We start from the raw sequence: 24,515 nt of genomic DNA, 5'->3' as shown, positions 1-24,515 counted from the left end.
CTTTAAACTTGTCCGCCTCCACCACTCATCTGCCGGTAAAACTCCAGCGTGGCGAAGCTGCGTTCCAGCGTCTGCAATACATATTGCTCGCTGGCGCGCGCCAGCTCCTTCTGCCCGGATTCCGGCAAACGAAAGGCGAACAGCTTTTCAAATTCGGCGTAAATCGTGTGACGCAGCGCCGTAACCGTTCCGGGGGAAAGCCGCACCGCAGCCTCGGGGCTCTGCCGGTTGCAGTTCCCGCAGAGCAGCTTGCCGCTGCGCGGCAGGAAATACATCTCTTCCGCCTCATAGCAGGCGCATTCCGCGCAGCAGATCAAATTGGGCATATATCCCGCCAGAGAAAGCATCCGCATCTCCACAATGGCCTTTAACAACAGCTGCGGACGGGAATCCGCCGCCAGAAAATGCATCGCATTGAGCAACAGACGCAAAAAATCCCCCGCCGCGGCCTCCTGCGGAGCGAGCACGCCGGCCAGCTCACAGAAATACTGGGCAAGGGAAAGGCGCCCGATATCCCGCCGCAAGTCGAAGAAGACCTCAATCGGCTGTGCGTCGTCGATCATATATTTTTCCCGCCCCTTATAAATAGAGAAGCGGGAATAGCAGAACAGCTGCGTGGCGGAAAGCTTGCTGCTTTTCAGCAGCTTTGCTTTCCGTGCAAAGGCGCGCAGCACGCCTTCTTCCCGGGTAAGGACGGTGACAAGCCGGTCGCTCTCACCCACCTGCCGCTCCGTAATCACCAGGCCGTCCGTATTGATTACCATCGGGTTCCTCCTGCAGCACAGTGTTCTGCTGTTTACACTGGCTGTAAATTAAATAATCCTGCACGCGCCCTGTCTGTGCAAAACAGGACCACGCCGCCTGTTCGTCATGTTCATTCATACCAATTCGCCCCTTTTCCGACCCGTAAAGGTCCACCCGATTCCTCTGTTCCATCATACAAACAATTTCGGAATCTGTTCCCTTTTACTATTCGCAAAAGAGTGCGAGGGTATGAACGGTAATATCTGTATATGCCTCCATGATTTTCATTCACATCCTGATTTTCAACAGGACATGAAAAGGACACCATAACAACGCTTCCTGATCCGGCCGCCCGGATTCTCCCGTCTACTGCCAGCGGGAGATGGGAGAATGCCCACTTTTTCAAGATGAATGAACGGTTTACGCGTCAAAGCTGTTGCTGTCATACCCCAGACTGCGCAAAACGGCCTCGCTGTCGCGCCAGCCCTCTTTCACCTTGACCCAAAGCTGCAAATTGATTTTGCAGCCGAAAAACGCTTCCATATCCTGCCGGGCATACGTTCCCACTTTTTTCAGCATAGAGCCGTTCTTTCCAATGATAATGCCCTTGTGCGAATCCCGCTCGCAGAAAATCGTAGCGTGTATTTCCGTCGTCCCGTTGTCCTGCTCGCGCATGCGCTCTACCGCAACAGCCACGCCGTGCGGAATTTCCTTATCCAGCAGGCGCAGCAGCTTCTCGCGGACGATCTCCCCCGCCAGCACGCGCTCCGGCTGATCGGTCAGGGTATCGTCGTCAAAAAAGTGCCCGCCCGGCATGGCGAGCTTCTCCAGCTCGTCTACCAGATCGCGCATACCGTCGCCCGTCTGTGCGGAAACCGGCACCACCGCCGCAAAATTATATTGTGCGGAAAGCGCCGCGATCTGTGCCATCAGGACGGTTTTATCCTGCAGCAGGTCGATTTTATTGATTGCCAGCACGGCGGGCATGTCCATCGACCGGAATTTTTTGATCAGCTCTTCGTCTGCCGGGGAAATCCGCTGTCCGGCTTCCACCACCAGCAGGCAGGCGTCCACGCCGGAAACAGACTCTGAGACAGAACGCACCATAAAATCGCCCAGCCGGTTGCGCGGCTTCATCAAACCGGGCGTGTCAATAAAGACCAGCTGCACGGCTTCCTCCGTCAAAACGCCCATGATGCGCGTGCGCGTCGTCTGCGGCTTGCTGGAAACAATCGCCACCTTCTGCCCCAGCATGCGGTTCAGCAGGGAGCTTTTGCCCACATTGGGCCGGCCTACAATCGCGACAAACGCGGTTTTGTCATCCGTACGGATCTCAATATTTTTTAACTCGCTCAAAATTGTATCCCTCTCACTTGATCACATGTTTTTTCTTGAAGAAATCGCGGATTCCCATCGGCCCGGCGATTATGTACACCAGCGCCAGCGCCGTTGCCAGCACCAGCAGGACGAGCATGACAGGGTTGTCCGCAAAAAAGCGCCAGATTTGAAGGAAAACGGCGGGCTGCCAAAAAAGGCAAATGCCGACGCCTACGGAAAAACCGGCGCAGATCAAAACACTGCCGGCCGCCATATCCTTGACGATGCGCACCACGGGATGAAAACTCGGCGCCATCAAGTCGGAAATTTCCTCGGCGACCGTGTTGAACACCTCCGCCATCATCACCAGCGCAAAGGTAATGAACAACAGGGCATACCGCTCCCGTGACAATTCAAAAAAGAGCGAAAAGACGAACACATACAGCGCTGCCACCGTATGTATCCGCATGTTCCGCTCGTTATTGATACAGTAGACGATTCCTCTAAAAGCGTATTTCAGGCTTTTAATAAAACGCAATCTTACTCCTCATCCTCATCCAGAACATAACTGCTGGAGGCAGGCAGTCCCAACTGGGTCATGACCTGCTCTTCCTTTTCGCGCATATGGACACGCTCGATGCCGCCGTTCTCATGGTCGTAACCGAGCAGATGCAGCATGGAATGCGCCGTCAGATAGCCGACCTCACGGTCCAGCCCATGGCCGTAACACGACGCCTGCTCCACTGCCTTTTCCATTGAAATGACGATATCGCCCAGGATCTTTGCGCCCGTGGCATGGTTCTCATCATACACGCCGTTATCACCCATCGGGAAAGAAAGCACATCCGTGGGCATATCTTTGCCGCGGTATTGTTTATTCAGCTCCTGAATCTGTTTGTTGTCCACAAACGTCACGCTGATTTCCGCAGGCTCCTTGAATTCTTCCATCCGCAGCACCGCATTGCAGCAGCGGCGCACAAGCATGCGCAGGCCTGTTGGGATCTTTACTTCTTTTTGTCTGTTGTCAATGACGACTCTTACCTTTTCCATGTTCTTCAATTAACGCCTGCCTTCCTGAAATTTCTCATATGCTTTGATGATGTCCTGCACCAGCCTGTGGCGCACCACATCTTTTTCGTTAAAGGTAACCTGCTCAATATCTTCAATATTACGCAAAACCCGAACGGCCTCCTTCAGACCGGAATGGCGTCCGTCCGGCAGGTCGATCTGCGTAATGTCTCCCGTGATCACCATTTTGGAGCCAAAGCCAAGACGGGTTAAAAACATCTTCATCTGCTCCGGCGTGGTGTTCTGCGCCTCGTCCAGGATGATAAAGCTGTCATCCAACGTTCTGCCGCGCATGTATGCCAGCGGCGCAACCTCAATATTGCCGCGCTCCACATACTTCTGGTAGGTCTCTGCACCGAGCATGTCAAACAGCGCATCATACAGGGGGCGCAGGTACGGGTCTACTTTCTGCTGCAGGTCGCCAGGCAGGAAGCCCAGCTTTTCGCCGGCTTCTACCGCAGGCCGCGTCAGAATGATCCGGTTTACCTGCTGTGCCCGGAACGCCGTGACCGCCAGCGCAACAGCCAGATACGTCTTTCCGGTTCCCGCCGGGCCGACGCCGATGGTGATGGTATTCTTTTTGATGGCGTTGCAGTACTTTTTCTGTCCCAACGTCTTGGGCTTTACCGGTTTGCCCTTGGAGGTCACACAGATGCAGTCCCCCGCCAGCGTCTCAATCTTTTCCTCCGTGCCCTCGTTGACCAGTGAAATGCAGTAACGCACATTCTGTTCGCTCAGGGCCTCTCCGCGGTTGATCAGGGACAGCAGGCTTTCAATCACCCGGACGGCCTTCGCCACATTCTCCGGCTCCCCGTTCACCTTGATTTCCGAACCGCGCCCGATGACGCCGACCGCGTACTCGTGCTCGATCAGTTTGATATTTTCATCGAAGCTGCCGAATAGTGCCACGGCCTGCTCCATACGGTCTATATTGATTCTTTGTTCAAACATCCTTTTCGCTCCATGAGCGCAGCAAGAAATTGCCCTGCCGGGGCATCTGCGCCGTCTATCTGATTAAAATGATTATAGCATACAAAAAAACGTTCGTCATTAATTTGACCGCAAAATTCATAAAAAAATCATGATTCCAAAAAAAGTTCTGTCTCGACGCCAATCTCCTCCTCGCAGTCCACCTCCACGGTATAAAGCAGTTTGCCGTCCTGTACGCGGAATTGTTCCCGCTCCGCCGTAATCTTTGCTTCTCCCATCTGCTCTTTCTGCTGGCGCGCAACATCCTGCCTGGCGTTGGAGAGGGCTTCCTCCTGCGTCACCGGCACAGTGCGCCGATTTTCCTCCGTCCAAGTCTCCGTATAAAGGGAAACCGGCAGAAGTGCGTTCATCAGCCGGATTTTTACCTGCTCCGTATCCAGCCGGTAAACGCCGTCCGGTTTGCCAGTAAAGCTCAACGGCAGACGGATACCAAACAACGTGGCGCTGCGGCGGACAACCACATGCCCCGTCGGCTCCGCGACCTCTTTGGTCATCGGTGTTTCCGCTGCAAAGGAACGGGTCGTCGCGGCAACGATTTTTCCCGCCGCGTGTTTGAGCGTACTGCCGCCGTTGGTATCCTCCACCACGGCGTTGATAAGCAGCTGTCCCTCGACGACCGCGTCGCCCTCCTTGACCTCCGGCGTTCCGGAATAGACGTCCATATAGATGATCTGGCCCGTGGTTTTCGCCGTTACATTGCAGACTTGATTGCGTGCGTCGATGTCCGGCTTTGCCACGCGCTCCTGCAACTGCACGGTAACGGTACATCCCGCTGTATTGACAGAAAGCCAGCTGATCTGTGGAAACGCCGCCATGATCTGCTGCTGCAACAGCTGCGGGTCCACGTCTTTTTTCCATACGCCGGGTTTCAGGCCCATCTCATAGATACTGGCTTCGATCTGCTCCGTCGGGATGGCCGCGTTGCCCACAACGTCGATGCTCCAGAAATGCAGGGAAAAAAACTGCATCAAAACAAGCGCCAGTACGGCTCCTGCCACAAGCCCCCTGCGTTTGCGCAGGAAAGCGGCGCGGAACGGCAGGCCGTGCCGCTCTTGGACGCGCAGGACCGTCTTCGATTTAAACGCACAGCTCAGAAGGTCGCGGTATCCGCCCGCGGCAATGCAGGCGCTGAAGCCGTCTGCTTTCCGGATGTCCCACAGGCTGACGCCGCTCCGGGCACACTGGTTCAAAAACCGCTCAGGCGAACCGCTGATGGAAAAACGCACATAGCCCATAATCCAACGCAGGACCCGTAAAATATACATTTTTGCAGACCTCCCCGTTTTTTCTCCGTCCCAGCTCTATGGCAGGAATTCGATTCCTGTAATAAACCCCTCCACCACCAGGGAATCCACCGTCAGGCATTTGATGACCAGGCTGCGCCCGGTGAAGCGAACCGTCATGCGGTTGGTGCGGATGCGCACCACATCGGTGTCATATTCCAGCACGCCGCGGCACCCTTCCATAATCACCTCACGGTTTCCGTTGATCTCCATATGGGTGGGCATCTGCATGCTGTTGAGCCTGCGAGTTAACCGTCTCTCCGAATTTTTTTCCGCCAATCCGACTCACCTCAAGTTCCTCATTGATTACTTAACAAGGGTATGCAGACAGGAAAACAAATAATACCTGCCCACCGATAATATATATGCGGTAGTACGAAAGAAAAACAGTCCGACTGTTTCTCATTTCCCTTGAAAGGATGGATTTCCATGAAGAAACGCTTGCTGCGCTTTTTCCTGCCTCTGGGCGTCCTGTGCGTTGCCGCCCTGCTGCTGTTTTATCCTGCCCAGGCCGCCGCTGGCGCTAAAAAAGGCATCAGTACCTGCATCGATATTCTGATTCCCTCCCTGTTTCCCTTTATGGCGCTCTCTGTCTTTGTGGTAAAATCCGGCCTTGCAGCCTCGATTGGACGATTGACGGCTAAGCCCTGCCAGCTTTTGTTCGGGCTGCCGGGCTGCACGGCAGCAGCCATTGTGATGAGCATGGTGGGTGGTTATCCCGTCGGCGCGCGCGCCATCGCCGCCCTCTGCCAGGAAGGGGAAATCACACCGGAACAGGCGGCGCGTATGCTCTGCTTCTGTGTCAACGCAGGGCCGGCGTTTGTCCTGAGCGTCGTCGGCGCAAGCCTGCTGCACAGTACGGAAGCCGGGATCATCCTGCTTGTTTCCCAGCTGCTGGCCTCCCTTCTCCTGGGCGTTTTGTGCAGCATCGGCGTCAAGCGGGATTTCTCAACAAAAAAGAGCCGCGGAAACCGCATGGGCGCGGCGGAAGCACTGATTTGCTCCGCGTCGGACGCGGCGCGCTCCATGCTCTCCATGTGCTGCTTTGTCGTCCTGTTTGCCGTCCTACTCGCCTTACTGCGTATTTTTGTCACCGACCCCTGCGCCTCCGGTTTCCTTTCCGCCCTGCTGGAAGTAACCGGCGGATGCAGCGACGCCGCCAGCCTGCAATTCCCCCTGTGGATCTTTTCCTTTGCCATCGGCTGGGGCGGAATCTGCGTGCATTTCCAAATCCTTTCTTCCATCTCCGGCATCCCAATTGGCCTGCCCCGCTTCATGCTGTTCCGCCTGTTCCACGGTCTTCTTGCGGGAAGCATTACCTTTGGGCTTTGCCAGCTGTTCCCGGCGAGCGTTTCGGTTTTCAGCAATACCAGCGCGCCGTTGCATGCGTCTCTGGCTGGCTCTGTGCCTGCTGCCATTGCCATTCTGGCGCTTTGCATCCTGCTGCTGTTTCAAACAAAGAAAGACTCCATCCCGGCACGCGGAAACGTTTAATCGATTGCAATTCATGAATAAGGACCGCCGAGGAACTATGGACGGGGAGGCTGCGGCAGGAACCAGCGATGCCACACCCTTCCCGGACCGCTGAACTGTCGATCTTATTTGCTGAAATTGCTCCAGGGTATGGCGTTTTGAAAACGCCTCTGCTATAATCACATAAGAAAGATTTCATCAAAGAAAGGACAGAAGCAGACTTGAAGGGAATGATCAAAAAGTTTTTCCGCAAGGATATAGAAGTGCGGTGCGAATACTGCGCGCACAGCTCCGATTTTGACGGCGCCTGTGTCTGCCAGCTGGGCAAATATCTGACCCCGGAGGGCGAATGCCGCAGCTTCTCCTACGACCCGTTGAAACGCACGCCGCAAAACCTGCCTCCCCTGCGCGCGTATGACCCGGATGACTTCAAACTGTAAACACAAAAGGCTGCTGCAGAAGAACAATTTCTGCAGTCGGCCTTACTTTTTGTCAGGAAAGGAAGCGTTCCATATGGACAAACAGCAATCAAACGACTCCGCTCTGGTCCTGCGCTGTGCGGAAGAATCGGATATTCCCGTCATCCTCTGGTTTATCAAAGGCCTGGCGGAATACGAAAAGATGAGCGACCAGGTGGTTGCAACGGAAGCACTCCTGAAGGAATGGCTGTTCGAAAAACACAAGGCGGAAGTGCTCATCGCGGAATACGCCGGGGAACCTGCCGGATTCTCCCTGTTCTTCCACAATTTCTCCACCTTTTTAGGGCGTGCCGGCCTCCATTTGGAAGATCTCTTTGTGCTGCCGGACAAGCGTGGGCTTGGCATCGGCAAGGCTCTGCTGCAAAAGCTGGCTGCTATCGCCGTGGAGCGCGGCTGCGGGCGGCTGGAGTGGTGCTGCCTGGATTGGAACCAACCCAGCATTGACTTTTACCGTTCAATGGGCGCCGTTCCCATGAGCGACTGGACCATTTACCGCCTGGCCGGAGAAACACTGCAAGCCGCTGCGGAAGGTTCTACACACTAAAAGAGGATTTACCTTTCGCACAGACTTTCCATCTGTTTCATTTGGCTTACTATTAAATATACCAAATTTGTATATTTTAAATGATGGCGCGTTGCTTTTATGGCAGATCATGGTATAATAAGCCGGAAGCAAATCTTCCGGCGGCTGAAGGTACAATTAGGCCATATTTAACCGTCTGCGTACAAAGATCAAGGCATACAAAGCCGTAATTTTACAGGCTTTGAGGAGGTTACCATGCTAGAACTTAAAAATATTTCTTTGAATGTAGAGAACAGCAAAGACATTCTGAATGACGTCTCCCTGACCGTTGGCGACGGCAAATTTGTCGTCATCACCGGACCGAACGGCGGCGGTAAATCCACCCTGGCCAAGGTGGCGGCAGGAATCCTTTCCCCCACATCCGGCCAGATTTATTTTAACGGACAGAACATCACACAGAGCAGCATCACCGACCGCGCCCGCCTCGGAATCAGCTATGCATTCCAGCAGCCGGTCCGTTTTAAGGGCATCAAGGTGCGCGACCTGATCACACTCGCGGCGGGCCGGGAACTGACCACCGCCGGGGTATGCGAATATTTATCCGAGGTCGGCCTCTGCGCACGCGATTATGTCGACCGCGAGGTCAACGCGAGCCTGTCCGGCGGCGAGATCAAGCGCATCGAAATCGCCATGGTTATGGCGCGCGGCACCCAGCTTTCCATTTTTGATGAGCCAGAGGCAGGAATTGACCTCTGGAGTTTCCAGAACCTGATCGAGGTATTCCGTAAACTGCATAACGGCATTCAGGGTTCGTCCATTATTATCATTTCGCATCAGGAACGCATCATGGAAATTGCCGACGAAATTGTTGTGCTTTCCGATGGAAAAGTCCTGACGCAGGGCCCGCGCGAAGAGGTTCTGCCAAAGCTGCTCGGCGGCACAGACACCTGCCGTTTTTGTCCGAAGGAGGTAGGCTGATAATGGATCACATTGCAAAAAAACTTTTGGAGCTGGTTGCCGACTGGAGGGGCGATCCGCAGGGTGCGTTTAATATCCGTGAAAACAGCGGATGTGCCGGACGCCAATCCACGGAAAATGTCCGGATTGAATCCAAAACCGATAAACCCGGCATTGATATTATCGTAAAGAAGAATACAAAAAATGAAAAAATCTACATTCCAGCGCTGGTCACACACAGCGATGTGACAGACCTGGTTTATAACGATTTCTACATCGGAGAAAATGCAGATGTGACCATCATCGCGGGCTGCGGCGTCCATTCTGACGGCTGTGGTACTGCTGAACACGACGGCATCCATCGTTTCTTTCTGGAAAAGGGTGCCCGCGTGCTCTATGTGGAAAAGCACATCGGCATCGGCGAAGGCGACGGACAGCGCATTATCAACCCACAGACCTACATTGAGGCTGATGAAAACAGCTATATGGAGATGGAAACCACCCAGATCAAGGGGGTAGATTCTACCAAGCGCTTTTCCAAAGCGGTATTGCAGGACGGCGCCAAGCTGGTCATTAAGGAAAAAATCATGACGCACGGCAATCAGTATGCGGAAACCAGCTTTGAGGTGGATTTAAACGGTAAAGATTCCAGCGCGCACCTGATTTCGCGTTCTGTTGCCAAGGACTCCTCCAAGCAGCTTTTTCTTTCCAAGGTCAACGGCAACGCAAAATGCGCGGGCCACTCCGAATGTGACGCCATCATTATGGGAGATGGTTCGGTCAGTGCCATTCCGGAGATCAGCGCAAATTGCGTGGATGCGGCTTTGATCCATGAAGCCGCCATCGGCAAAATCGCCGGTGAACAGCTCATCAAGCTGATGACACTCGGCTTAACGGAAAAAGAAGCGGAAAATCGCATTGTTGAAGGATTCCTGGAATAATAATGAAGCGTACAAAGGACCCTTATCCCGGCAAACGCGGGATAAGGGTCCTTTGTACGCACTCTCATTTCGTTCTTTTATGCCTTCCGGTCAGCTTGACCGGCGTAATTTTACAAACACCGGTTTTATCCAGAGAACGCGCCAGAACGGTTTCAAACAAATCCAGGCGGTCCGGAGCATAGCGCTCCGATATCGCACGAAGCGCGGCTGTCTTTTCTTCTCTGTCCTCGATCATTTCCGCCGTCCCGCGCAGAACAAAAGAGTCAAAGTCCATGGTATATTTATCCTGTACCTGGCACACATGTGTGGCCCCCGTCAGACAGACCTGCGGGCAGTTTTGGATATGATCCAGCTTTTGCCCCTTTAATCCACAGTGAAAATAGACTGCACCGTTCAGGCAGGCCGGAGAAACCGGAATACAATACGGGTTCCCCTCCGGATCTACAGTGGCCAAAACGGCATATTCGCATTGCTCCAGTACGGAAAGCGCCAAATGATACCGCTCATTTTCTCTTTCTTCAGGCGTCATATTAAAATTCCTCTTTTCTTATTTTCCTGTAATATTTTCTATCATAATACAAAATGTTGGAAAATGGAATCGTTTTTCCGTCCGTCTGTCTTTATCAGTCATCCAATGAATGCATTAACTTGCACGATATCCCACAATGTCCTGTTATTTTCTATAATAAGCCCTTGATTTCATTTTATTTTTAGTCTAAAATATAAATACATTTATACAACTGTGCACCTAATCCCATTTTTATTTCAAATCTTGAACAGTAGGGAACCGGTGATTGCCATGGAGTATCTTAACGCGCAGATTACGCGGGAACTTGTAATTGATGAGTTTGTATCCATTCATTATTTTGAATACACACGCGATTTCTTTTTCGCGGGAGAAGTGCACGATTTTTGGGAGCTGCTTTATGTGGACAAAGGGGAAGTTGAGGTAACCGCGGGCCCCTCCACTTACCTTCTCAAAAAAGGGGACATTATCTTTCACAAGCCGATGGAATTCCATAGTTTGTGGGCAAATGGAACCAGTGCGCCCAATCTCATTGTCATCGATTTTGCCTGCCATTCCCCTGCCATGCGTTTTTTTGAGCAAAAAATTCTGCGCGTCAGCGATACGGAGAGCATGCTGCTGGCCAGTGTGATTCGGGAAGCGCGGAATACCTACGCGAGCCCTCTGAACGATCCCTACATCAACCGTTTAGAACGCCGGGAAAACGTCCCCTTTGGAGCGGAACAGCTGATTAAAATTAGCCTGGAACAGATGCTGATCGCTTTGATCCGCAAGGGCAATATTATCAACGCCAATGTAAAAATCACCTCTTCCATCCGGGAAAAGGCCAATCAGGACATATTGACCAAGATCATTACTTACCTGGAAAACAACGTCAACCGAAGCCTCACGCTGGACGACGTCTGTCAGGATAATTTGATTGGGCGTTCCAACCTGCAAAAAATGTTCCGTGCCAAGACCGGCGGCGGCGTAATGGAATACTTTTGCGGGCTGAAAATCGAAGCTGCCAAACAGCAGATTCGGGAAGGAAGGCACAACTTTACAGAAATTGCGCACAATCTGGGCTTCTCCACCATCCATTATTTCTCGCGGCGTTTTAAAGCGGTTACCGGGATGACGCCTACCGAATATGCCTCCTCCGTCAAAATACGCGCGGAAGACCTTTCGCCATCGGAGGAATTGGAACCAGAACCGCATATTTCTGCATCATAAACGTATAAAATCCCTCTCGGTTTTTAAACTGAAAGGGATTTTTATTATGTCGAAGAGAATCGCCAGACGTTCCGCCTCTGGACGTAACAAATAATCCGCTTCCGTCAAGTCAATCGGAACGCACACAGAGGCCGGGAAAACCGGACCATCAATGAATTCAAACAGTTGTGAAGGGCGCGTTGCAATACAGCCTTTGTTCTGATTGTGACGTAGGGCAAAATGCGTTTTTCCGCTTTTTTGAAAAGCGGCGGTTTCCAAAGGCAGAGCCTTTGGCCGTTCTCCGCAGAGAACGGGACTCTCTTCCTGAGAAGAGCGAGTGGGAACGAGTGATATGGTTCTTTACGGATATTTTGTACTACCGAGTGCTTTCTGGGACCGTTGCAGAATACAAGCAGCAAAGCGCCCTTTATTTATTGTATTGCCATAAGTCCGCGCATGAAATGGACTTATTTTTAGCTTTTAAAAGAGCGATCAATGCTCCTGTATGGAGTATTCATAGAGGGTTCCGGAACTTGCCCCCAATCAGAAAGCGCAGCGTGTGTATCGCTGTGCCCTGTCTGCTGCTGTCAAAAACAACAAATGAGTCGTGCGCCCTTTCCTGAATAAGGCGTATTTCATTCCCTCGGTAAGCTGAAATTGAACGGACTTTAAGTCCTTACATCCAAGGCATGATGGGAGGCAGTATACAGAACGGATGCCCCGCGGGGTCGAGCATGACCCGCCAACGATCGTCGAATTGGATTTCAGACATGGTTGCGCCACATAACAGCGCGTGCTTTACCCCATCTTCCACATTTTCAACATGGAAATCTAAATGCGCCATCTGTTGTTGCTCATCCAGTGCCGCAGGCCAAACAGGCGGCACATAATCATCCACCTGTTGAAAGGTAATCCAGGTTGGCAATCCCTTTTGCTCTAAATTTGTCAAGACTGTATATTCTTCACCTTTGAACCGCGTCCAGCCAAGCAATCTTTCGTAAAATGCAGACAGCTCGTCCGCATGATCGGAATCCAAGACAACATTCCATCCCACAAGATTAAGTGCCATCATTTAATACCTCCACTCTTATTCACAACAAATTTCTATCTAGCAAATTCATCTTAACACCAAAGATGAGCCTCTTGTTCTATACTCTAAATGAAAAACGATGAATCTGTCAAGGAATTCCATATGTTTTACGTTGCGCTCTTGGGCCTTGTAACACCCGAGCGTGATTGGGAAAGCTTCTAACCGGTAAGCACTACAAAATATTTAGCTGGAAAAGTTTCAGGAGCGCCCGACGCATTGGCTTTTCTACCGCCATTCCATGCGCCTATAGCAGATCGTCAAAACGAAATCTACCGCTGTTTTTTTTACATCAAGAAAATCCTCAGACTATCCACTTCTAAACGTAACAAAAAAAATTTCTGCCAAACCAATGGGAAAACACTCAGGAACTAAGAAAACACAACTATTTTTTATTTTGTTTATTCATTTTTTTACTTGTCCATAGTATAATAGAGGCCGAGTGTCCTCACAAAACACAACTGTTTACACTGTCTCATTGTAAGGAGGCGTTTATTTGGCGACATTGACGGGAAATTTTTACTCGCACATATTGGGAATGGACACGTCCGTCACCATTATTTCCCCACGAAAAAAGCTTCTGACCGACCGGCCCTACCGCACCATCTATATGCTGCACGGCCTGACGGACAACAACAGCAGCTGGGCATACAATGCACAGCTTTCCCTTCTTGCAGAACAGTACCAGACGGTCTTCATTCTTCCCGATGGTGGGCGCAGCTTTTACATCAATATGAAATATGGTCAACAGTACTTTACGTTTCTTTCTGAAGAACTTCCCGGACTCGCCCGCAATCTTCTTCGGCTCTCCCCATCCAGGGAAGAGACCGGCGTGTTCGGACTCTCCATGGGCGGTTACGGCGCTTTGGAATGCGGCTTACTGCGGCCGGACGTTTTCGGCTTTTGCGGTTCCTTCTCCGGATGCTGCGATATATACAAGCTGGTGGAGGTAGCCGGGCAAAACAACGCGGAGCTGCAAGGCTTATTTGGCGTAAACTACGAAGACATTGCCCAGCATGATCTATTTCAAATTATCGGCACGGCGGCCCGGCAGTCTCCACAGGCAAAATTTTATGCGGCCTGCGGCACACAGGATTTTTTACTGGATATGAACCGTCGTTTCTCAAAAGCAATGCAAACCCAGGGCTTTGCTTACCAGTATGAAGAGTTCGAGGGCAATCACGAATGGTATTTCTGGAATCAGGCGGTTCATCGCGCCATGCAATTCTTTTTCCCATCGCCGTAACTCCCGTTTGCGAAAAGGCCGCATGTTGTGTGAAATCACCGCATATTTTTCTATAGTTTCGTAACGCGCCATAAACAGCGGTTTTGCTGTTGTACATCACAATTCAGGAGGAAACAAAATGGATTTATTGGAAATTCTAAAAGCCGCTTTCCTGGGTATCATCGAAGGAATTACCGAATGGCTGCCCATCAGCAGCACCGGACACATGATTCTGGCAGAAGAATTTATTAAAATGAACGTCTCCCCCGCTTTTATGGAGATGTTCCGGGTGGTCATCCAACTGGGCGCGATCTTAGCGGTCGTTGTCCTGTACTTTCACAAGCTGAATCCTTTGTCTCCCAAAAAGACCAAGCTGCAAAAGAGTGAAACCTGGTCTCTCTGGGCAAAAGTAATCGTCGCCTGCCTGCCCGCAGCTGTCATCGGCATATTGTTTGACGATAAAATTGACGAACTGTTTTACAATTACGTCACAGTAGCCGTAACGCTGATTCTGTATGGCATTCTGTTCATCGTTGTCGAAAACCGGAACCGCAACAAAAAGCCGCGCATTCAAAGCCTTCCGGATCTGACCTATCAGACCGCCCTGATGATCGGCCTGTTTCAGGTTTTATCGCTGATTCCCGGGACATCCCGCTCCGGAGCAACCATTCTGGGCGCGATTCTAATCGGCACCTCCCGCACCGTCGCGGCGGAATTCACGTTCTTCCTGGCAATTCCTGTGATGTTCGGTGCAAGCCTCTTGAAAATCGTAAAATTCGGATTCGTCTACACCGGCATGGAGATTGCCGTTCTGATTACCGGTATGGCCGTCGCTTTCATTGTCTCCATCCTTGCGATCAAGTTCCTGATGGGATATATCAAGAAGCACGATTTCAAAGCGTTTGGCTACTATCGGATTGGCCTGGGCGCCCTGGTACTCTTATACTTCCTGGTTTTCGCCCGGTAACGGATCCGTTAAAAGTCAGAGAGTGCATTTTGCACCCTCTGATTTTTTATTTTACAATCTATTTTTATGATACCTGACCTCATGCCGTCAACGCAAGCACATTCTCCGGCGGTTGAGACAGCAGGAGAGCATACCAGAATGCAGAATATCGTTAGCGTTTCATTCCATACAACCGGCCATCTTTCATTTTACCTCTCCAAGCTCCTGGCACAGAACCCGGCCCAAAATTTGAATGCCCTGCTGAATGCGCTCTTCCGGCATATTGGAAAAATTGATACGGAATGTATTCTCCCGTCCGGTATTGGGATAGAACGAATCGCCGGGTACAAACGCGACCTTTTGTGCAAGACATTTTGTCAGCAGTTCGCGGGCACTGGTTCCCTCCGGGAGTACAATCCAGCAAAACAAACCGCCCTGCGGACGTGTAAACTGTACATTCGACGGGAAACATTCTTCCATTAATTGAATGGTCAAATCCCGGCGGCGTTTATAAACTGTTTGAATCTTGGCAATATGAGCATCGATATCATACTGTTGCAGATAAGTGTAAATCTCCATCTGTGCCAGCGTATTGCACTGTAAATCCGTCCCCTGTTTCACCAACACAAATTTCCGAATCATTTCTTGGTCTCCGGCAATCCAACCGATTCGATATCCGGGACAAAATATTTTGGAGAAGGTCCCGCAGCATAGAATAGACCCCGCCTGGTCAAACGCTTTAATCGACGGATAGAATGCGCCTTCATACCGCAGTTCTCCATATGGATTGTCTTCGAGAACCGGAACCTGATATTTTTCCGAAAGGGCGGCAAGCGCTTTTCTCCGCTCCAGGCTCCAGGTTCTTCCTGTAGGATTCTGGAAATCCGGAATTGCGTAAATCAGTTTTGCGCGGGGCGTTGTGGACAGAATCTGTTCCAGCGCCTCCGGCAACATGCCCTCATCGTCGGTCGGCACCTCGATAAACGTACAGCCATAAGCTCGAAACGCGCTGATCGCCGCCAAATAGGTCGGACACTCACACAGAACGACGTCCCCTTCGTCCAGAAAAACCTTTCCGGACAAGTCCAGGGACTGCTGCGAACCATGGGTGATCAAAATATGATCAGGTCCAAAACAGGTCTGCAACCGCTGATTCATGCGCTCGGCAATCCACTTGCGCAGCGGCAGGAAGCCTTCCGTGGTGGTATACTGCAACGCCTGTGCGCCATACTGTTCCAGCGTGAGCTGCGCGATTTGGCCGATCTCCTTAACCGGAAAGAGTTCTGGCGCGGGCAGTCCACCCGCAAACGATATAATCTCCGGGTTTTCTGTTACCTTTAAAATTTCCCGGATTTCAGAGGCCTTTAAATGATCCATTCTTTTTGCAAGCTTCCAGTTCATCTTACCATCTCCTTTATTGTCTGCCTTATTCTAAGGCGGGTTTACAAATAAAATACCGTTGCGTTTCTCCGTTTATGAGCGCTTATCGGTTAAGTGTGTCAGAAACGAATTTTCATAACATTTATAGGCCGAAGCTTCCGCGATTTCCTTGATATAATAAAAAACGCCCTAAGCTGATGATCAGCTTAGGGCGGACAAGTATGATCCGTGGTACCACCTAAATTCAGAAATTCTCTGCACTCTCCGGTACAGGAAAACTCCGATACCGTATCCCTATAACGGGGGAACCCGTTGAAGCCTACTAAGAAAACCCGTTCGGTCCAAAGCTCGGAGGCTACTTCCAAAAGACAATCCGTCCTGCGGCAGTTTCGCCGCGTCCCCCTCAGGAAGATTTTCACCAACCATCTTCTCTCTGTGCTTTGGTAGGACCTGTACTACTCCTCGTCTGTGCTTTTATGCTATGTAGTTTTCATTAATATAACAGAGAATACAAATTATGTCAATGAAAAATTTACGGAGGGACCGATATGCGTCTGTTTATTGCACTTTTATTGAATTCTTCCATGTTGGACACACTTTGTGCCACTGTCCAATCTCTCAAGGAAGTTTCCTGCTCCGGCAATTTTACACGCAGAGAAAATCTGCATCTCACGCTGGCCTTTCTTGGAGAAACAGACCGTACTGCGGATGTCATCCAGGCAATGGAAACTGTGCAGGCGCCATCGTTTTCCATAACGCTTCAAGGTGCAGGAAAATTTCAGCAGGAGGACGACGTCTTGTACTGGGCAGGCATACAGGAAAGTGCCGCTCTCTCTTCCCTGCACAGACAACTGCTTTGCGCGCTCCGCGCAAACGGTTTCAATTTTGAAGACCGACCTTTCAAACCACATCTGACGCTGGGACGAAAGGTCATTGTCAATGAGTCGTTTGACTTTCAAAACTTTTCTGACTCCATCCCATCCACACAGGCAATCATTCAGACCATCCACCTGATGAAGTCGGAACAAAAAGATGGCCGGCCAGTCTATACGGAAATTTACGTTAAATCTTTGCAAATATGACGCCAAGATGTCCAGCTTTCATGATAAGATATTGACAAATCAAAATGTCAGGAGAAACCGTATGGAATACGTTCCCGCTAAAACCATTGTTACCCGGACCAAAGATCCAAATTGGTTCGGCCTGGATTATAACATGAATATTTACCGAGGCTGCTGCCATGGATGCATCTATTGTGACAGCCGAAGCGAATGCTATCGGATCGATCAGTTTGACCGGGTACGCGCCAAAGAAAATGCCTTACAAACGATTCGGAATGATCTTCGCCGGAAAGTGCGCAGCGGCATAGTGGGAACGGGTGCCATGAGCGATCCATACAATCCGTTTGAAGAGGAACTGCAACTGACGCGCCACGCTTTGGAGTTGCTCAGCGCCTATGGCTTTGGCAGTGCCATCGCCACAAAAAGCAACTTAATTCTGCGCGATCTCGACATTTTAAAAGAAATACAGGAGCAGTCTCCAGTTCTGATTAAAATGACCATTACCACTTCAGACGACAAGCTCTGCAAACAGATTGAGCCCGGCGTCTGTCCTTCCTCTCAGCGGTTTGCCGCACTGCAAACCATTGCACAAAACGGAATCTTCTGCGGGATCCTTTTGATGCCGGTCTTGCCTTTTCTTGAGGACAACGAAGAAAACGTGCTTTCCATTGTGCGGCTGGCTCAAGAGAGCGGCGTTCGCTTTATCTATCCTGCTTTTGGCATGACGCTGCGGCAGAATCAGCGGGATTGGTATTATCAGAAGTTGGACGAACAGTTTCCCGGGCAAAACCTGAAAGAGCGCTATATGAAACAATATGGGGATCGTTACCGCTGCACCAGTCCGCGGGCTGCCGCGCTGTATCACAAATTTGCGGATGCGTGCGACCGAGCGGGAATTCTCTACCGCATGCGGGACATTATTTCCGCCTATAAACAAGGCTACGCCAACAGTCAGCTGACATTTTTTTAACTTAGAGAGGGATCTGACCGTGAACTTTGTCTATATCCTGCAATGCGCGGACGGCTCATTCTACACCGGTTGGACCACCAACCTGCAAAACCGGCTGCGGATACATTGCATTGGAAAGGGTGCAAAATATACGCGCGCTCGCCTGCCGGTAAAACTGATCTATTGGGAAACAGCAGAAAATCGATCCGAGGCGCTGCGCCGGGAAGCCCAAATAAAGCGACTGACCCATGCCCAAAAGGAACAACTGGTAAAAAGCAAAAAGCGAATTACACCGCCCCTTGAATCTGTTGGAAAAAATATGGTATACTGACAAAAACAAGAAACTGGAGGGTGTTTTATGCCTTGCATTCAAACAAAAGTCAATGTGCCACTTTCGGCGGAGCAAAAAGAAGTCTTAAAAACGGAACTTGGAAAAGCAATCAGCCTCATTCCCGGGAAAAGCAAAAATTGGCTGATGCTCACCTTTGAAGACAATTGCAGTATTTATTTTCAGGGAAACGGCGAAATTCCTGCCGCTTTTGTGGAAGTTAAAATCTACGGTAAAACAAACAGCGAAGTCTATCAAAAAATGACTGCCGCTATAACCGATATTTTTAACCAGCATCTGCAAATCGAACCGTCCCGCATCTACATAAAATACGAGGAAACCGCTTATTGGGGATGGAATGGAAACAATTTTTAAACAAACGAATATTACTCATCGCAAAATCTTCCGTTTGTTCTTTTCCCATCAATATTACAAAGACACAATAAAGCCGTCTGTCCCAATTAGAAGGACAGACGGCTTATCATTTTTAAGTGTCAAATACCATTTATTCTGCTGCTTCTGAAGATGCAGCCGCTTCCGTCTCCGCATTTGCTGCCGATGACACGGGCTCTTCTTCCAATGGCACATTGGATTGCTGCTCCCAATAGAGGACGGTCGTTCCCTGGTCGATGATTTCGACCTTCTCCCTTGGCAATCCGCGAATGACCATAAAGCCACCAACCTTTTCAGATAGATCCAGCTTTATTTTGACATCCTTTTGTTTTGATGAAGAAAGTTCGTCATATCCAAGCACGTCCAAATGGACCGGCCTTTTGACTGAAACAGCGCTGGTGATCGTCTCCGCATTTACAGAAATCGCCGCTGTTTCTGGATTCTTAACCGCTTCCTTAAACTCGTCTAAATTTGCCGGTTCCACATAAGCTGCTACTTCTGAATTCTTAGCCGCTTCCTTTGACTCATCCAAATCTATAGGTTCCACGCAATCGGCCCAAACGTCGGTGCTATCTTCATAGACCGGTATCTGCAGTTCCTGATGGTCCCCATAGGGTTCCGGTTCTGTCTCCGTTGCATACGTGATACCCGCAGCAAGCGAAAGCAGAATACCCGCGCTCAGCACAACGGCAGCCGACAACTTAATTGTTTTCCTTCTCATGGTGACCACACTCCTCATATACCTGATTTTGGGTTACCCAAATCTATCGCACCTTTAAGTAAAAATTAAAGGTTATTTTCTTCTTTTGGTTGTTCGTCTTCAACGAACACATTATGCGGTTCCGCCGAGTTCCCCGTATCTGGTGCAAGCGGTTCCGGTGATAAGGCCTCAGAGGATTCCGTCTCTGCCTCCATAGATTTCACTGGCAGCTCCGGCAGCTCCTCTGTTTCCGCTTGGTTCTCTTCTTCGCCTTCGTCCGCTTTTGACGCAGAGGTATCTTTCTTCTCTTCCGGCGCTTCTCCGTTTTGTTCCTTTAAAGCTTTCCGTTCATCCATATACGCCCAGAAGTTTTTCATCAAACCGATCGTTTCAATCAACAGGATAATCATACACGGTAAAAGCAGAATACAGAAAAACCCCTGTTTGGTTTTCATAAAGTTTAAAAGATAACCCAAATAGGGCACATGGAATATTACGCGGCCAATGACATTCTCTGGAATGGCAGCCGCGTCGTCCCGCGATTCATTCGCGTCGCCCTTCGTAATATACATGGTAAGATTATCGTTCTCAACCACCTGGATAATTCGATGGCTGACCACCTTACCGTTTAAAGCCGTGTCGTTGGAAAGGAAGGTGATAATATCCCCTTCCTGCAATTCGGAGGTGTCCACTTTTTCTACCAGGATGACGCCGCCGACATTCAGCGTCGGTTCCATACTTCCGCTCATGACCGTAAAAATTTTAAAACTCTGCAAAAACGGCAATCCGGAGCTTCGCGAACCAACTGCCAAATAAATCAAAACCACCAGAAGGACCACCAGCAAAACCAGGAAAAAAGCGTTTAATATTTTAAGAACTACAGAACCAATTTTTTTCAAGTTTGCCATCATGGAAAAGCCTCTTCATTCTGATGATTTTGCAGAAATTACTCTTCCGAGTTCTTTATGCTGTATAAGTCCTTTACAGTGGGAGCCGAAACGTCAGTAAACTGCACATCCGCTGTAATAAAAAGCTGTATGGTATCCATGCTCCATTCGGTTAAATCCGCACCGTCTTTCGCCGTTACAACCAGTGTATACGCCAAGGGATCTGCATCCCTTTCCGCCTTTTCAATCTCTGCTACAAAGAAGCTGCCATCCTCTGTCTCTTCCAGTGCTTCACCGTTCGCTTCAATGGAAAAATCCAGCTGATCCAAAAGATCCGCCTGGTCGCTGTTAACCGTAAAATACACTTTTGCCGGAACGTCCGAATTATTCTCCATAAAAAACGGGATTTGCACGATCTGGCCTTCCTGCAAAGCAGTCAGGTTTAACAGGCCTGGGTCGGGTTCTTCATTGGCAAAATCCAGTTTTACATTTAAGGTTGCCGCTTCCGCTGTGAGGTTTGTCTGCTCAATATCTTCTCTCCACGCAAAAGTCGCCGCACACACCGTCGCCAGAATGACGAAAACCAGTGTGAGGCTTAGCCAGGATTCCTTCAGTAATTTAGTCAATTTGCCCCTCCCCCTTCATAAACACGATAAGCCGGTATGCCGGGGCGGTTTGCCCCGGCACGCCGGTAATCATTTCATTTACAGTATCATTGTACACTGTAAACTAAGAAAATTCAATTATTCTGCAAAAGTTGCGCCTTCATCTGTCTGAGAAGCCATGACGCTCATGGTGACATGATACTCTTTGCCCTGATACATGTTGCCAGTATCGCTGTCAAGATATGCACCCAGAGCATAGGTGTTCTTCACGGTTTCGCCAGCCGGCAGAACCAGCACTTTACCATCTTCGCCCAGCAACTGATGGCCCTTTTTCAAATCCTCAATGGACAACTCCTGAACCTCTACCCAATCATTTCCATCATCGCTCTTTTGAAGCAGAACAAAGTTAAAGTGCTCGTTATTTGCATCAGCAAAACCATTTTCATCCGTGTAAGCTTTTCCAAGCTCATTGTTACAGGCGACATCCTCACCCATACGCATTACGCCGCCGACTCCATTATCAACAATCCAGGGAATCATATCGTCAGCATCGGGATTTCTGTCATCAATCTTAAGCATCAGATTAACTGGAAGAGTACCCTTATTGGAGATTGCAAACTCCTGCACATAAACCGGAGCCGGATCATAGCCCTTACCCTCATAATAATCCGGATCATCCAGAACTGCATTGACCTCATCCAAATAGGCCTTTTTATCCGCCATCGGGCGAAGGTTTTCAAAATCGAGAGGCGTTCCATTTTCATCACCTGCGGTGATATCCAGCACACCTGCGCTGAAGTTTGCGTCCACCTTCTCTGTGTCAGTGAACCATGCCATTGTGGCGCCCGCCACGAGGGTCAGGACTGTGATGATCGCTACACCGGACATCGCTAGTTTTCTTTTCGCTGTCATGATTTTTTTCCTCCTAAATCTTTTTAATATGTATGGGGTTTATGAACTTGCTTTTGGTGTAAAAAGCAAGCCCGCGCGGCCAGGAAAATGTTTGCCGGTACAACAGAGGCGTCTGAAAAATCCACTCTACTGAAAGCCGGTTAATCAGGCAGGGACGGCGAAGATGCTTGTTCTGCATCCACCTGCCAGGCAACTGCAACCAGTTTTGCATGATAATGCCCGCCGTTGTACATTTTGTAACCATTATCTCCCTCCGGCAACTCCACATAATTGGGAGTATCCTCCGGAAGATAGCCGCCTAAATAATAGATCTTGCTTTCACCCGCTGGAATCAGAATCCGCTCTGCTGCTTCTTTTCCAAACGGCGCCTGCATCAAGTCCACATCTGCAATCTGCTCGCCCTCTTCGGTATACAACAGAACCTGCAACCGATCTTTCAGATCATTGTGGCAAAGAAGCGCCGGATGCTCTTCATCGGGCTTCTGAACGCCCCCATGTTCGTTGGGGCAAACGGAGAGCAGCTCCCCCTCAGGAGGCGTCTGCTCTTCCAACTGGAACGCGAGATAAACGGGAAGGGACCCTGCGTTGGTAACTTGAATCTTCTGAAACTGCCTGGAATCACTCTCTGCAGCCTGGTCCTTCACCAGCGCGTTAAAAGCTTCCAACTGCATGGGACGGAGGTTTTTAAAGGACAGTTCTTCCACCGCCACTTCCGTACCCGCCGGATCCTGCTCCAAGCCGCTGAGTTCCACGTCCAGAATTCCCGCCTCAAAATCGGCTGAGACTTTCTTTGTATCGGTGAACCATGCAGCTGTCGCACCGGCTAAAAGCGAGGCCACCGTCAATACGGCAACCATAGATAAAATCAAATTGTTCTTACGACGTCTCATCGGCTTTCCCCTCCTCTCCTCACTTTTGGGCATACTTGCCTTTGTTCTGCTTTTTATCCCTGCAAAGCAGACAAAGGATGCCAGACCCAACCGCAAGGGAAGCGGAAACACAAAGCATGGGAATCGTATAGTCCCCCGTCTTAGGCGTTCTACCGGACTGGTCTGCACCGCTGTCTCCGGTCTGTGCCCCCTGCTCGTTTTCTCCTACCGGAACTGCCACGTCTGTAGATACCGTTGGATCAACGGTCCCGCCGGTTTGTCCGGAGGTCCCACCTGGCGGAACAACACCGGGCTCGGAGGAAGAACTGGAACTCTCCGGGGTAGAACTTGAACGCCCCGAATCATGTCCACCACCTCCGCCGCTGTTATGGCTTCCACCGCCGGAGGAAGAGGAACTGGAGGAAGAACCGCCGTCTTCCACTTTAAAAGAAAGAGTTACATTAAAATCAACACAATGCGGCAGCCAGTTAAAGGCGTTAGGCGCCTGGTAACTGAACGCCATGTGGTCAAATGCTAAAGTACCGGACGGAGCAAGCTCCTTGCCGGAAAGGATGGTTTTTGCGCTCTTTGTCGCCGCGGAGTCCGGATCTTTTTCCATGAAATCCGCAATGCTCATTCCTTTGGCACTGACAGCGATTCCATCGATTGGCGCCGTTTCATCGTCAAAGGTAAAGCGCATACAATTGCCGTAAAGATACTGGTACCCCATTTGCAGAAGTTCCGGGTCTGTCTCCAGTATCTGATAATGGTTGCCGGGCTTTATAATTCCAAACAATTTGAATTGGTCAAACTTCTCATCCGCTGTATCCGGCTGGAAAGCCTCTGTCTGGTCGGCAGAAAAGCTCTTAAACTCCATCTCCCCGCCGAGCACATCCTCCTTCTGCGAATCCGTTAAAGCTTCCAGAGAATCTACCTGATAGTAAAGTTTTATGTAGTCTGCATATGTTCTGTCCGCATCCGCCGGGATATTGCGCTGCTGTCCCTTTGCATCAAGAAATGTAAATGCGCCCTGAATCTTTTCCTCCGCCTGAACAGCCTCCGTCAGTGTGACATCGTAGGGGTCTTCTTTGTCAAACAAGCGCGCCATCGGCATATTGCTTGTCCGAACCGGCGCCAGGTTAAATCGAATATAGGTATCATCAAAACCCTTTACATGAAAAGAGTTTGGATTGGATTGATAAGCTGTACCATACTGCAGCTGGACCTTTCGCTTTTCCCCGTACTCCACAGTTTTAAAACCTGTGTACTGGTCGATTGTAACGGGAATCGGCCCACCCACCTGATAGGCGTTTACCGTTGTAAATGTATAATCGGACGGCTGCAAGATCAGTTTCTTATCGGTCCCATTGACCAATTTCACTTTTACTTCTGTATTTGTCCCCGGATGAAAACGATTTTCAATTAGAACCTCCGGAGACGCAATCGGATCAAAACGAACCTGCGCAAGACCATCCTTGATATCGCCTTCTTTAATGGTATAGACATAATATCCGTCCTGCTGCTCCAGGTTTCCATCTTTATCCGTCAGCCACGCGCCTGCACTCAAAAATTGTTCCGCCGCCGCCTGCGTCAGATAGGCAGATATTGCACTGAACAGAATCGTAAGCGAAAGAAAAACGAAGAACGCTCGTTTTTTCAATGCGTACCCCTCCCTGCATCA

Annotated in this window: 30 protein-coding genes; 12 read left to right on the top strand and 18 right to left on the bottom strand. The window is 50.1% G+C overall.

Annotated elements, in window-relative coordinates; all coding sequences use genetic code 11:
• Positions 1-2 precede the first annotated feature (2 nt).
• The 8 genes from recO to BN2106_RS04685 all read right to left on the bottom strand — a co-directional run bounded on the left by recO (position 3) and on the right by BN2106_RS04685 (position 5,633).
• Positions 3-764: a DNA repair protein RecO gene (gene recO / locus BN2106_RS04715; protein WP_050697408.1), complete on the bottom strand. Its 762-nt coding sequence runs from the start codon at positions 762-764 to the stop codon at positions 3-5.
• Positions 715-882 carry a hypothetical protein gene (locus BN2106_RS16040; RefSeq protein ID WP_154666425.1) on the bottom strand — a complete coding sequence of 56 codons (168 nt, stop codon included), beginning with the start codon at positions 880-882 and terminating at the stop codon, positions 715-717. The genes recO and BN2106_RS16040 overlap by 50 nt, the downstream gene beginning before the upstream one ends.
• A 282-nt stretch (positions 883-1,164) precedes the next feature.
• On the bottom strand, positions 1,165-2,100 hold the full coding sequence (gene era / locus BN2106_RS04710; protein ID WP_050697407.1) for a GTPase Era: 936 nt from the start codon (positions 2,098-2,100) through the stop codon (positions 1,165-1,167).
• A 13-nt stretch (positions 2,101-2,113) separates the two neighbouring features.
• Positions 2,114-2,599 carry a diacylglycerol kinase family protein gene (locus tag BN2106_RS04705; RefSeq protein ID WP_050697406.1) on the bottom strand — a complete coding sequence of 162 codons (486 nt, stop codon included), beginning with the start codon at positions 2,597-2,599 and terminating at the stop codon, positions 2,114-2,116.
• 2 nt (positions 2,600-2,601) lie between these two features.
• On the bottom strand, positions 2,602-3,111 hold the full coding sequence (gene ybeY / locus BN2106_RS04700; RefSeq protein WP_050697590.1) for an rRNA maturation RNase YbeY: 510 nt from the start codon (positions 3,109-3,111) through the stop codon (positions 2,602-2,604).
• 9 nt (positions 3,112-3,120) lie between these two features.
• Positions 3,121-4,080 (bottom strand): PhoH family protein, encoded by a 960-nt coding sequence (locus BN2106_RS04695; protein WP_050697405.1) that lies wholly within the window; start codon positions 4,078-4,080, stop codon positions 3,121-3,123.
• Between the two features lie 128 nt (positions 4,081-4,208).
• Positions 4,209-5,384: a sporulation protein YqfD gene (locus BN2106_RS04690; RefSeq protein WP_050697404.1), complete on the bottom strand. Its 1,176-nt coding sequence runs from the start codon at positions 5,382-5,384 to the stop codon at positions 4,209-4,211.
• Positions 5,385-5,420: 36 nt separating this feature from the next.
• A complete protein-coding gene (locus BN2106_RS04685; protein WP_050697403.1) occupies positions 5,421-5,633 on the bottom strand; it encodes a YabP/YqfC family sporulation protein in 213 nt (70 codons plus the stop codon).
• Positions 5,634-5,831: 198 nt separating this feature from the next.
• On the opposite strand from BN2106_RS04685, the gene BN2106_RS04680 reads away from it, so the two are divergent.
• The 5 genes from BN2106_RS04680 (at position 5,832) to BN2106_RS04660 (ending at position 9,775) form a co-directional block, all read left to right on the top strand.
• Positions 5,832-6,896, top strand: coding sequence for a hypothetical protein (locus BN2106_RS04680; RefSeq protein ID WP_050697402.1), 1,065 nt, complete (start codon positions 5,832-5,834; stop codon positions 6,894-6,896).
• Positions 6,897-7,105: 209 nt separating this feature from the next.
• A complete protein-coding gene (locus BN2106_RS04675; protein ID WP_050697401.1) occupies positions 7,106-7,315 on the top strand; it encodes a hypothetical protein in 210 nt (69 codons plus the stop codon).
• 73 nt (positions 7,316-7,388) lie between these two features.
• The gene (locus tag BN2106_RS04670; protein ID WP_050697400.1) at positions 7,389-7,898 is read left to right on the top strand and encodes a GNAT family N-acetyltransferase; all 510 of its coding nucleotides are present in this window, start codon (positions 7,389-7,391) and stop codon (positions 7,896-7,898) included.
• Positions 7,899-8,132: 234 nt separating this feature from the next.
• The gene (locus tag BN2106_RS04665) at positions 8,133-8,855 is read left to right on the top strand and encodes an ABC transporter ATP-binding protein (protein ID WP_050697399.1); all 723 of its coding nucleotides are present in this window, start codon (positions 8,133-8,135) and stop codon (positions 8,853-8,855) included.
• 2 nt (positions 8,856-8,857) lie between these two features.
• Positions 8,858-9,775, top strand: coding sequence for a SufB/SufD family protein (locus BN2106_RS04660; protein ID WP_050697398.1), 918 nt, complete (start codon positions 8,858-8,860; stop codon positions 9,773-9,775).
• A gap of 64 nt (positions 9,776-9,839) precedes the next feature.
• On the opposite strand, the gene BN2106_RS04655 is transcribed toward BN2106_RS04660, so the two are convergent.
• Positions 9,840-10,304 (bottom strand): pyridoxamine 5'-phosphate oxidase family protein, encoded by a 465-nt coding sequence (locus tag BN2106_RS04655; RefSeq protein ID WP_050697397.1) that lies wholly within the window; start codon positions 10,302-10,304, stop codon positions 9,840-9,842.
• Positions 10,305-10,574: 270 nt separating this feature from the next.
• On the opposite strand from BN2106_RS04655, the gene BN2106_RS04650 reads away from it, so the two are divergent.
• Positions 10,575-11,513 carry an AraC family transcriptional regulator gene (locus BN2106_RS04650; protein WP_050697396.1) on the top strand — a complete coding sequence of 313 codons (939 nt, stop codon included), beginning with the start codon at positions 10,575-10,577 and terminating at the stop codon, positions 11,511-11,513.
• Here the strand turns inward: BN2106_RS04650 and BN2106_RS04645 are convergent.
• Entirely contained in the window at positions 11,508-11,771 is a 264-nt protein-coding gene (locus tag BN2106_RS04645) for a hypothetical protein (RefSeq protein WP_050697395.1), read from the bottom strand. The genes BN2106_RS04650 and BN2106_RS04645 overlap by 6 nt on opposite strands.
• Before the next feature lie 397 nt (positions 11,772-12,168).
• Positions 12,169-12,564 (bottom strand): VOC family protein, encoded by a 396-nt coding sequence (locus BN2106_RS04640; protein ID WP_050697394.1) that lies wholly within the window; start codon positions 12,562-12,564, stop codon positions 12,169-12,171.
• 511 nt (positions 12,565-13,075) lie between these two features.
• On the opposite strand from BN2106_RS04640, the gene BN2106_RS04635 reads away from it, so the two are divergent.
• Together BN2106_RS04635 and BN2106_RS04630 are read left to right on the top strand one after the other, a co-directional pair.
• Positions 13,076-13,825 carry an alpha/beta hydrolase gene (locus BN2106_RS04635; protein WP_050697393.1) on the top strand — a complete coding sequence of 250 codons (750 nt, stop codon included), beginning with the start codon at positions 13,076-13,078 and terminating at the stop codon, positions 13,823-13,825.
• A 118-nt stretch (positions 13,826-13,943) separates the two neighbouring features.
• Positions 13,944-14,771, top strand: coding sequence for an undecaprenyl-diphosphate phosphatase (locus BN2106_RS04630; protein ID WP_050697392.1), 828 nt, complete (start codon positions 13,944-13,946; stop codon positions 14,769-14,771).
• A gap of 183 nt (positions 14,772-14,954) precedes the next feature.
• Here BN2106_RS04630 and BN2106_RS04625 read toward each other — a convergent pair whose 3' ends face one another.
• A complete protein-coding gene (locus tag BN2106_RS04625; RefSeq protein WP_050697391.1) occupies positions 14,955-16,151 on the bottom strand; it encodes an aminotransferase-like domain-containing protein in 1,197 nt (398 codons plus the stop codon).
• Between the two features lie 527 nt (positions 16,152-16,678).
• Between BN2106_RS04625 and thpR the strand changes: the two genes are divergently transcribed.
• The 4 genes from thpR to BN2106_RS04605 all read left to right on the top strand — a co-directional run bounded on the left by thpR (position 16,679) and on the right by BN2106_RS04605 (position 18,843).
• A complete protein-coding gene (gene thpR / locus BN2106_RS04620; protein ID WP_050697390.1) occupies positions 16,679-17,212 on the top strand; it encodes an RNA 2',3'-cyclic phosphodiesterase in 534 nt (177 codons plus the stop codon).
• A 61-nt stretch (positions 17,213-17,273) separates the two neighbouring features.
• The gene (locus BN2106_RS04615; protein WP_050697389.1) at positions 17,274-18,161 is read left to right on the top strand and encodes an SPL family radical SAM protein; all 888 of its coding nucleotides are present in this window, start codon (positions 17,274-17,276) and stop codon (positions 18,159-18,161) included.
• Between the two features lie 19 nt (positions 18,162-18,180).
• Complete coding sequence (locus BN2106_RS04610; protein ID WP_050697388.1) at positions 18,181-18,471, top strand: GIY-YIG nuclease family protein; 291 nt, start codon at positions 18,181-18,183, stop codon at positions 18,469-18,471.
• A gap of 27 nt (positions 18,472-18,498) precedes the next feature.
• Positions 18,499-18,843 carry a phenylpyruvate tautomerase MIF-related protein gene (locus BN2106_RS04605; protein WP_050697387.1) on the top strand — a complete coding sequence of 115 codons (345 nt, stop codon included), beginning with the start codon at positions 18,499-18,501 and terminating at the stop codon, positions 18,841-18,843.
• A 130-nt stretch (positions 18,844-18,973) separates the two neighbouring features.
• Here the strand turns inward: BN2106_RS04605 and BN2106_RS04600 are convergent, their stop codons facing one another.
• From BN2106_RS04600 to BN2106_RS04575, 6 genes are all read right to left on the bottom strand, one after another.
• Entirely contained in the window at positions 18,974-19,582 is a 609-nt protein-coding gene (locus BN2106_RS04600) for a hypothetical protein (protein ID WP_050697386.1), read from the bottom strand.
• A gap of 65 nt (positions 19,583-19,647) precedes the next feature.
• Positions 19,648-20,472, bottom strand: coding sequence for a signal peptidase I (locus BN2106_RS04595; RefSeq protein ID WP_050697385.1), 825 nt, complete (start codon positions 20,470-20,472; stop codon positions 19,648-19,650).
• A 35-nt stretch (positions 20,473-20,507) separates the two neighbouring features.
• On the bottom strand, positions 20,508-21,074 hold the full coding sequence (locus BN2106_RS04590) for a hypothetical protein (protein ID WP_050697384.1): 567 nt from the start codon (positions 21,072-21,074) through the stop codon (positions 20,508-20,510).
• Positions 21,075-21,191: 117 nt separating this feature from the next.
• Positions 21,192-21,965, bottom strand: a complete 774-nt coding sequence (locus BN2106_RS04585) for a TasA family protein (protein ID WP_082236363.1) — start codon at positions 21,963-21,965, stop codon at positions 21,192-21,194.
• 140 nt (positions 21,966-22,105) lie between these two features.
• Entirely contained in the window at positions 22,106-22,855 is a 750-nt protein-coding gene (locus tag BN2106_RS04580) for a SipW-dependent-type signal peptide-containing protein (RefSeq protein WP_050697382.1), read from the bottom strand.
• 19 nt (positions 22,856-22,874) lie between these two features.
• Complete coding sequence (locus BN2106_RS04575; protein WP_050697381.1) at positions 22,875-24,494, bottom strand: hypothetical protein; 1,620 nt, start codon at positions 24,492-24,494, stop codon at positions 22,875-22,877.
• Between the last annotated feature and the right edge of the window lie 21 nt (positions 24,495-24,515).

It is taken from the genome of Anaeromassilibacillus senegalensis (assembly GCF_001261775.1).
Classification (GTDB): Bacteria; Bacillota; Clostridia; order Oscillospirales; family Acutalibacteraceae; genus Anaeromassilibacillus; species Anaeromassilibacillus senegalensis.
This window is presented reverse-complemented; position numbering and strand designations above follow the sequence as displayed.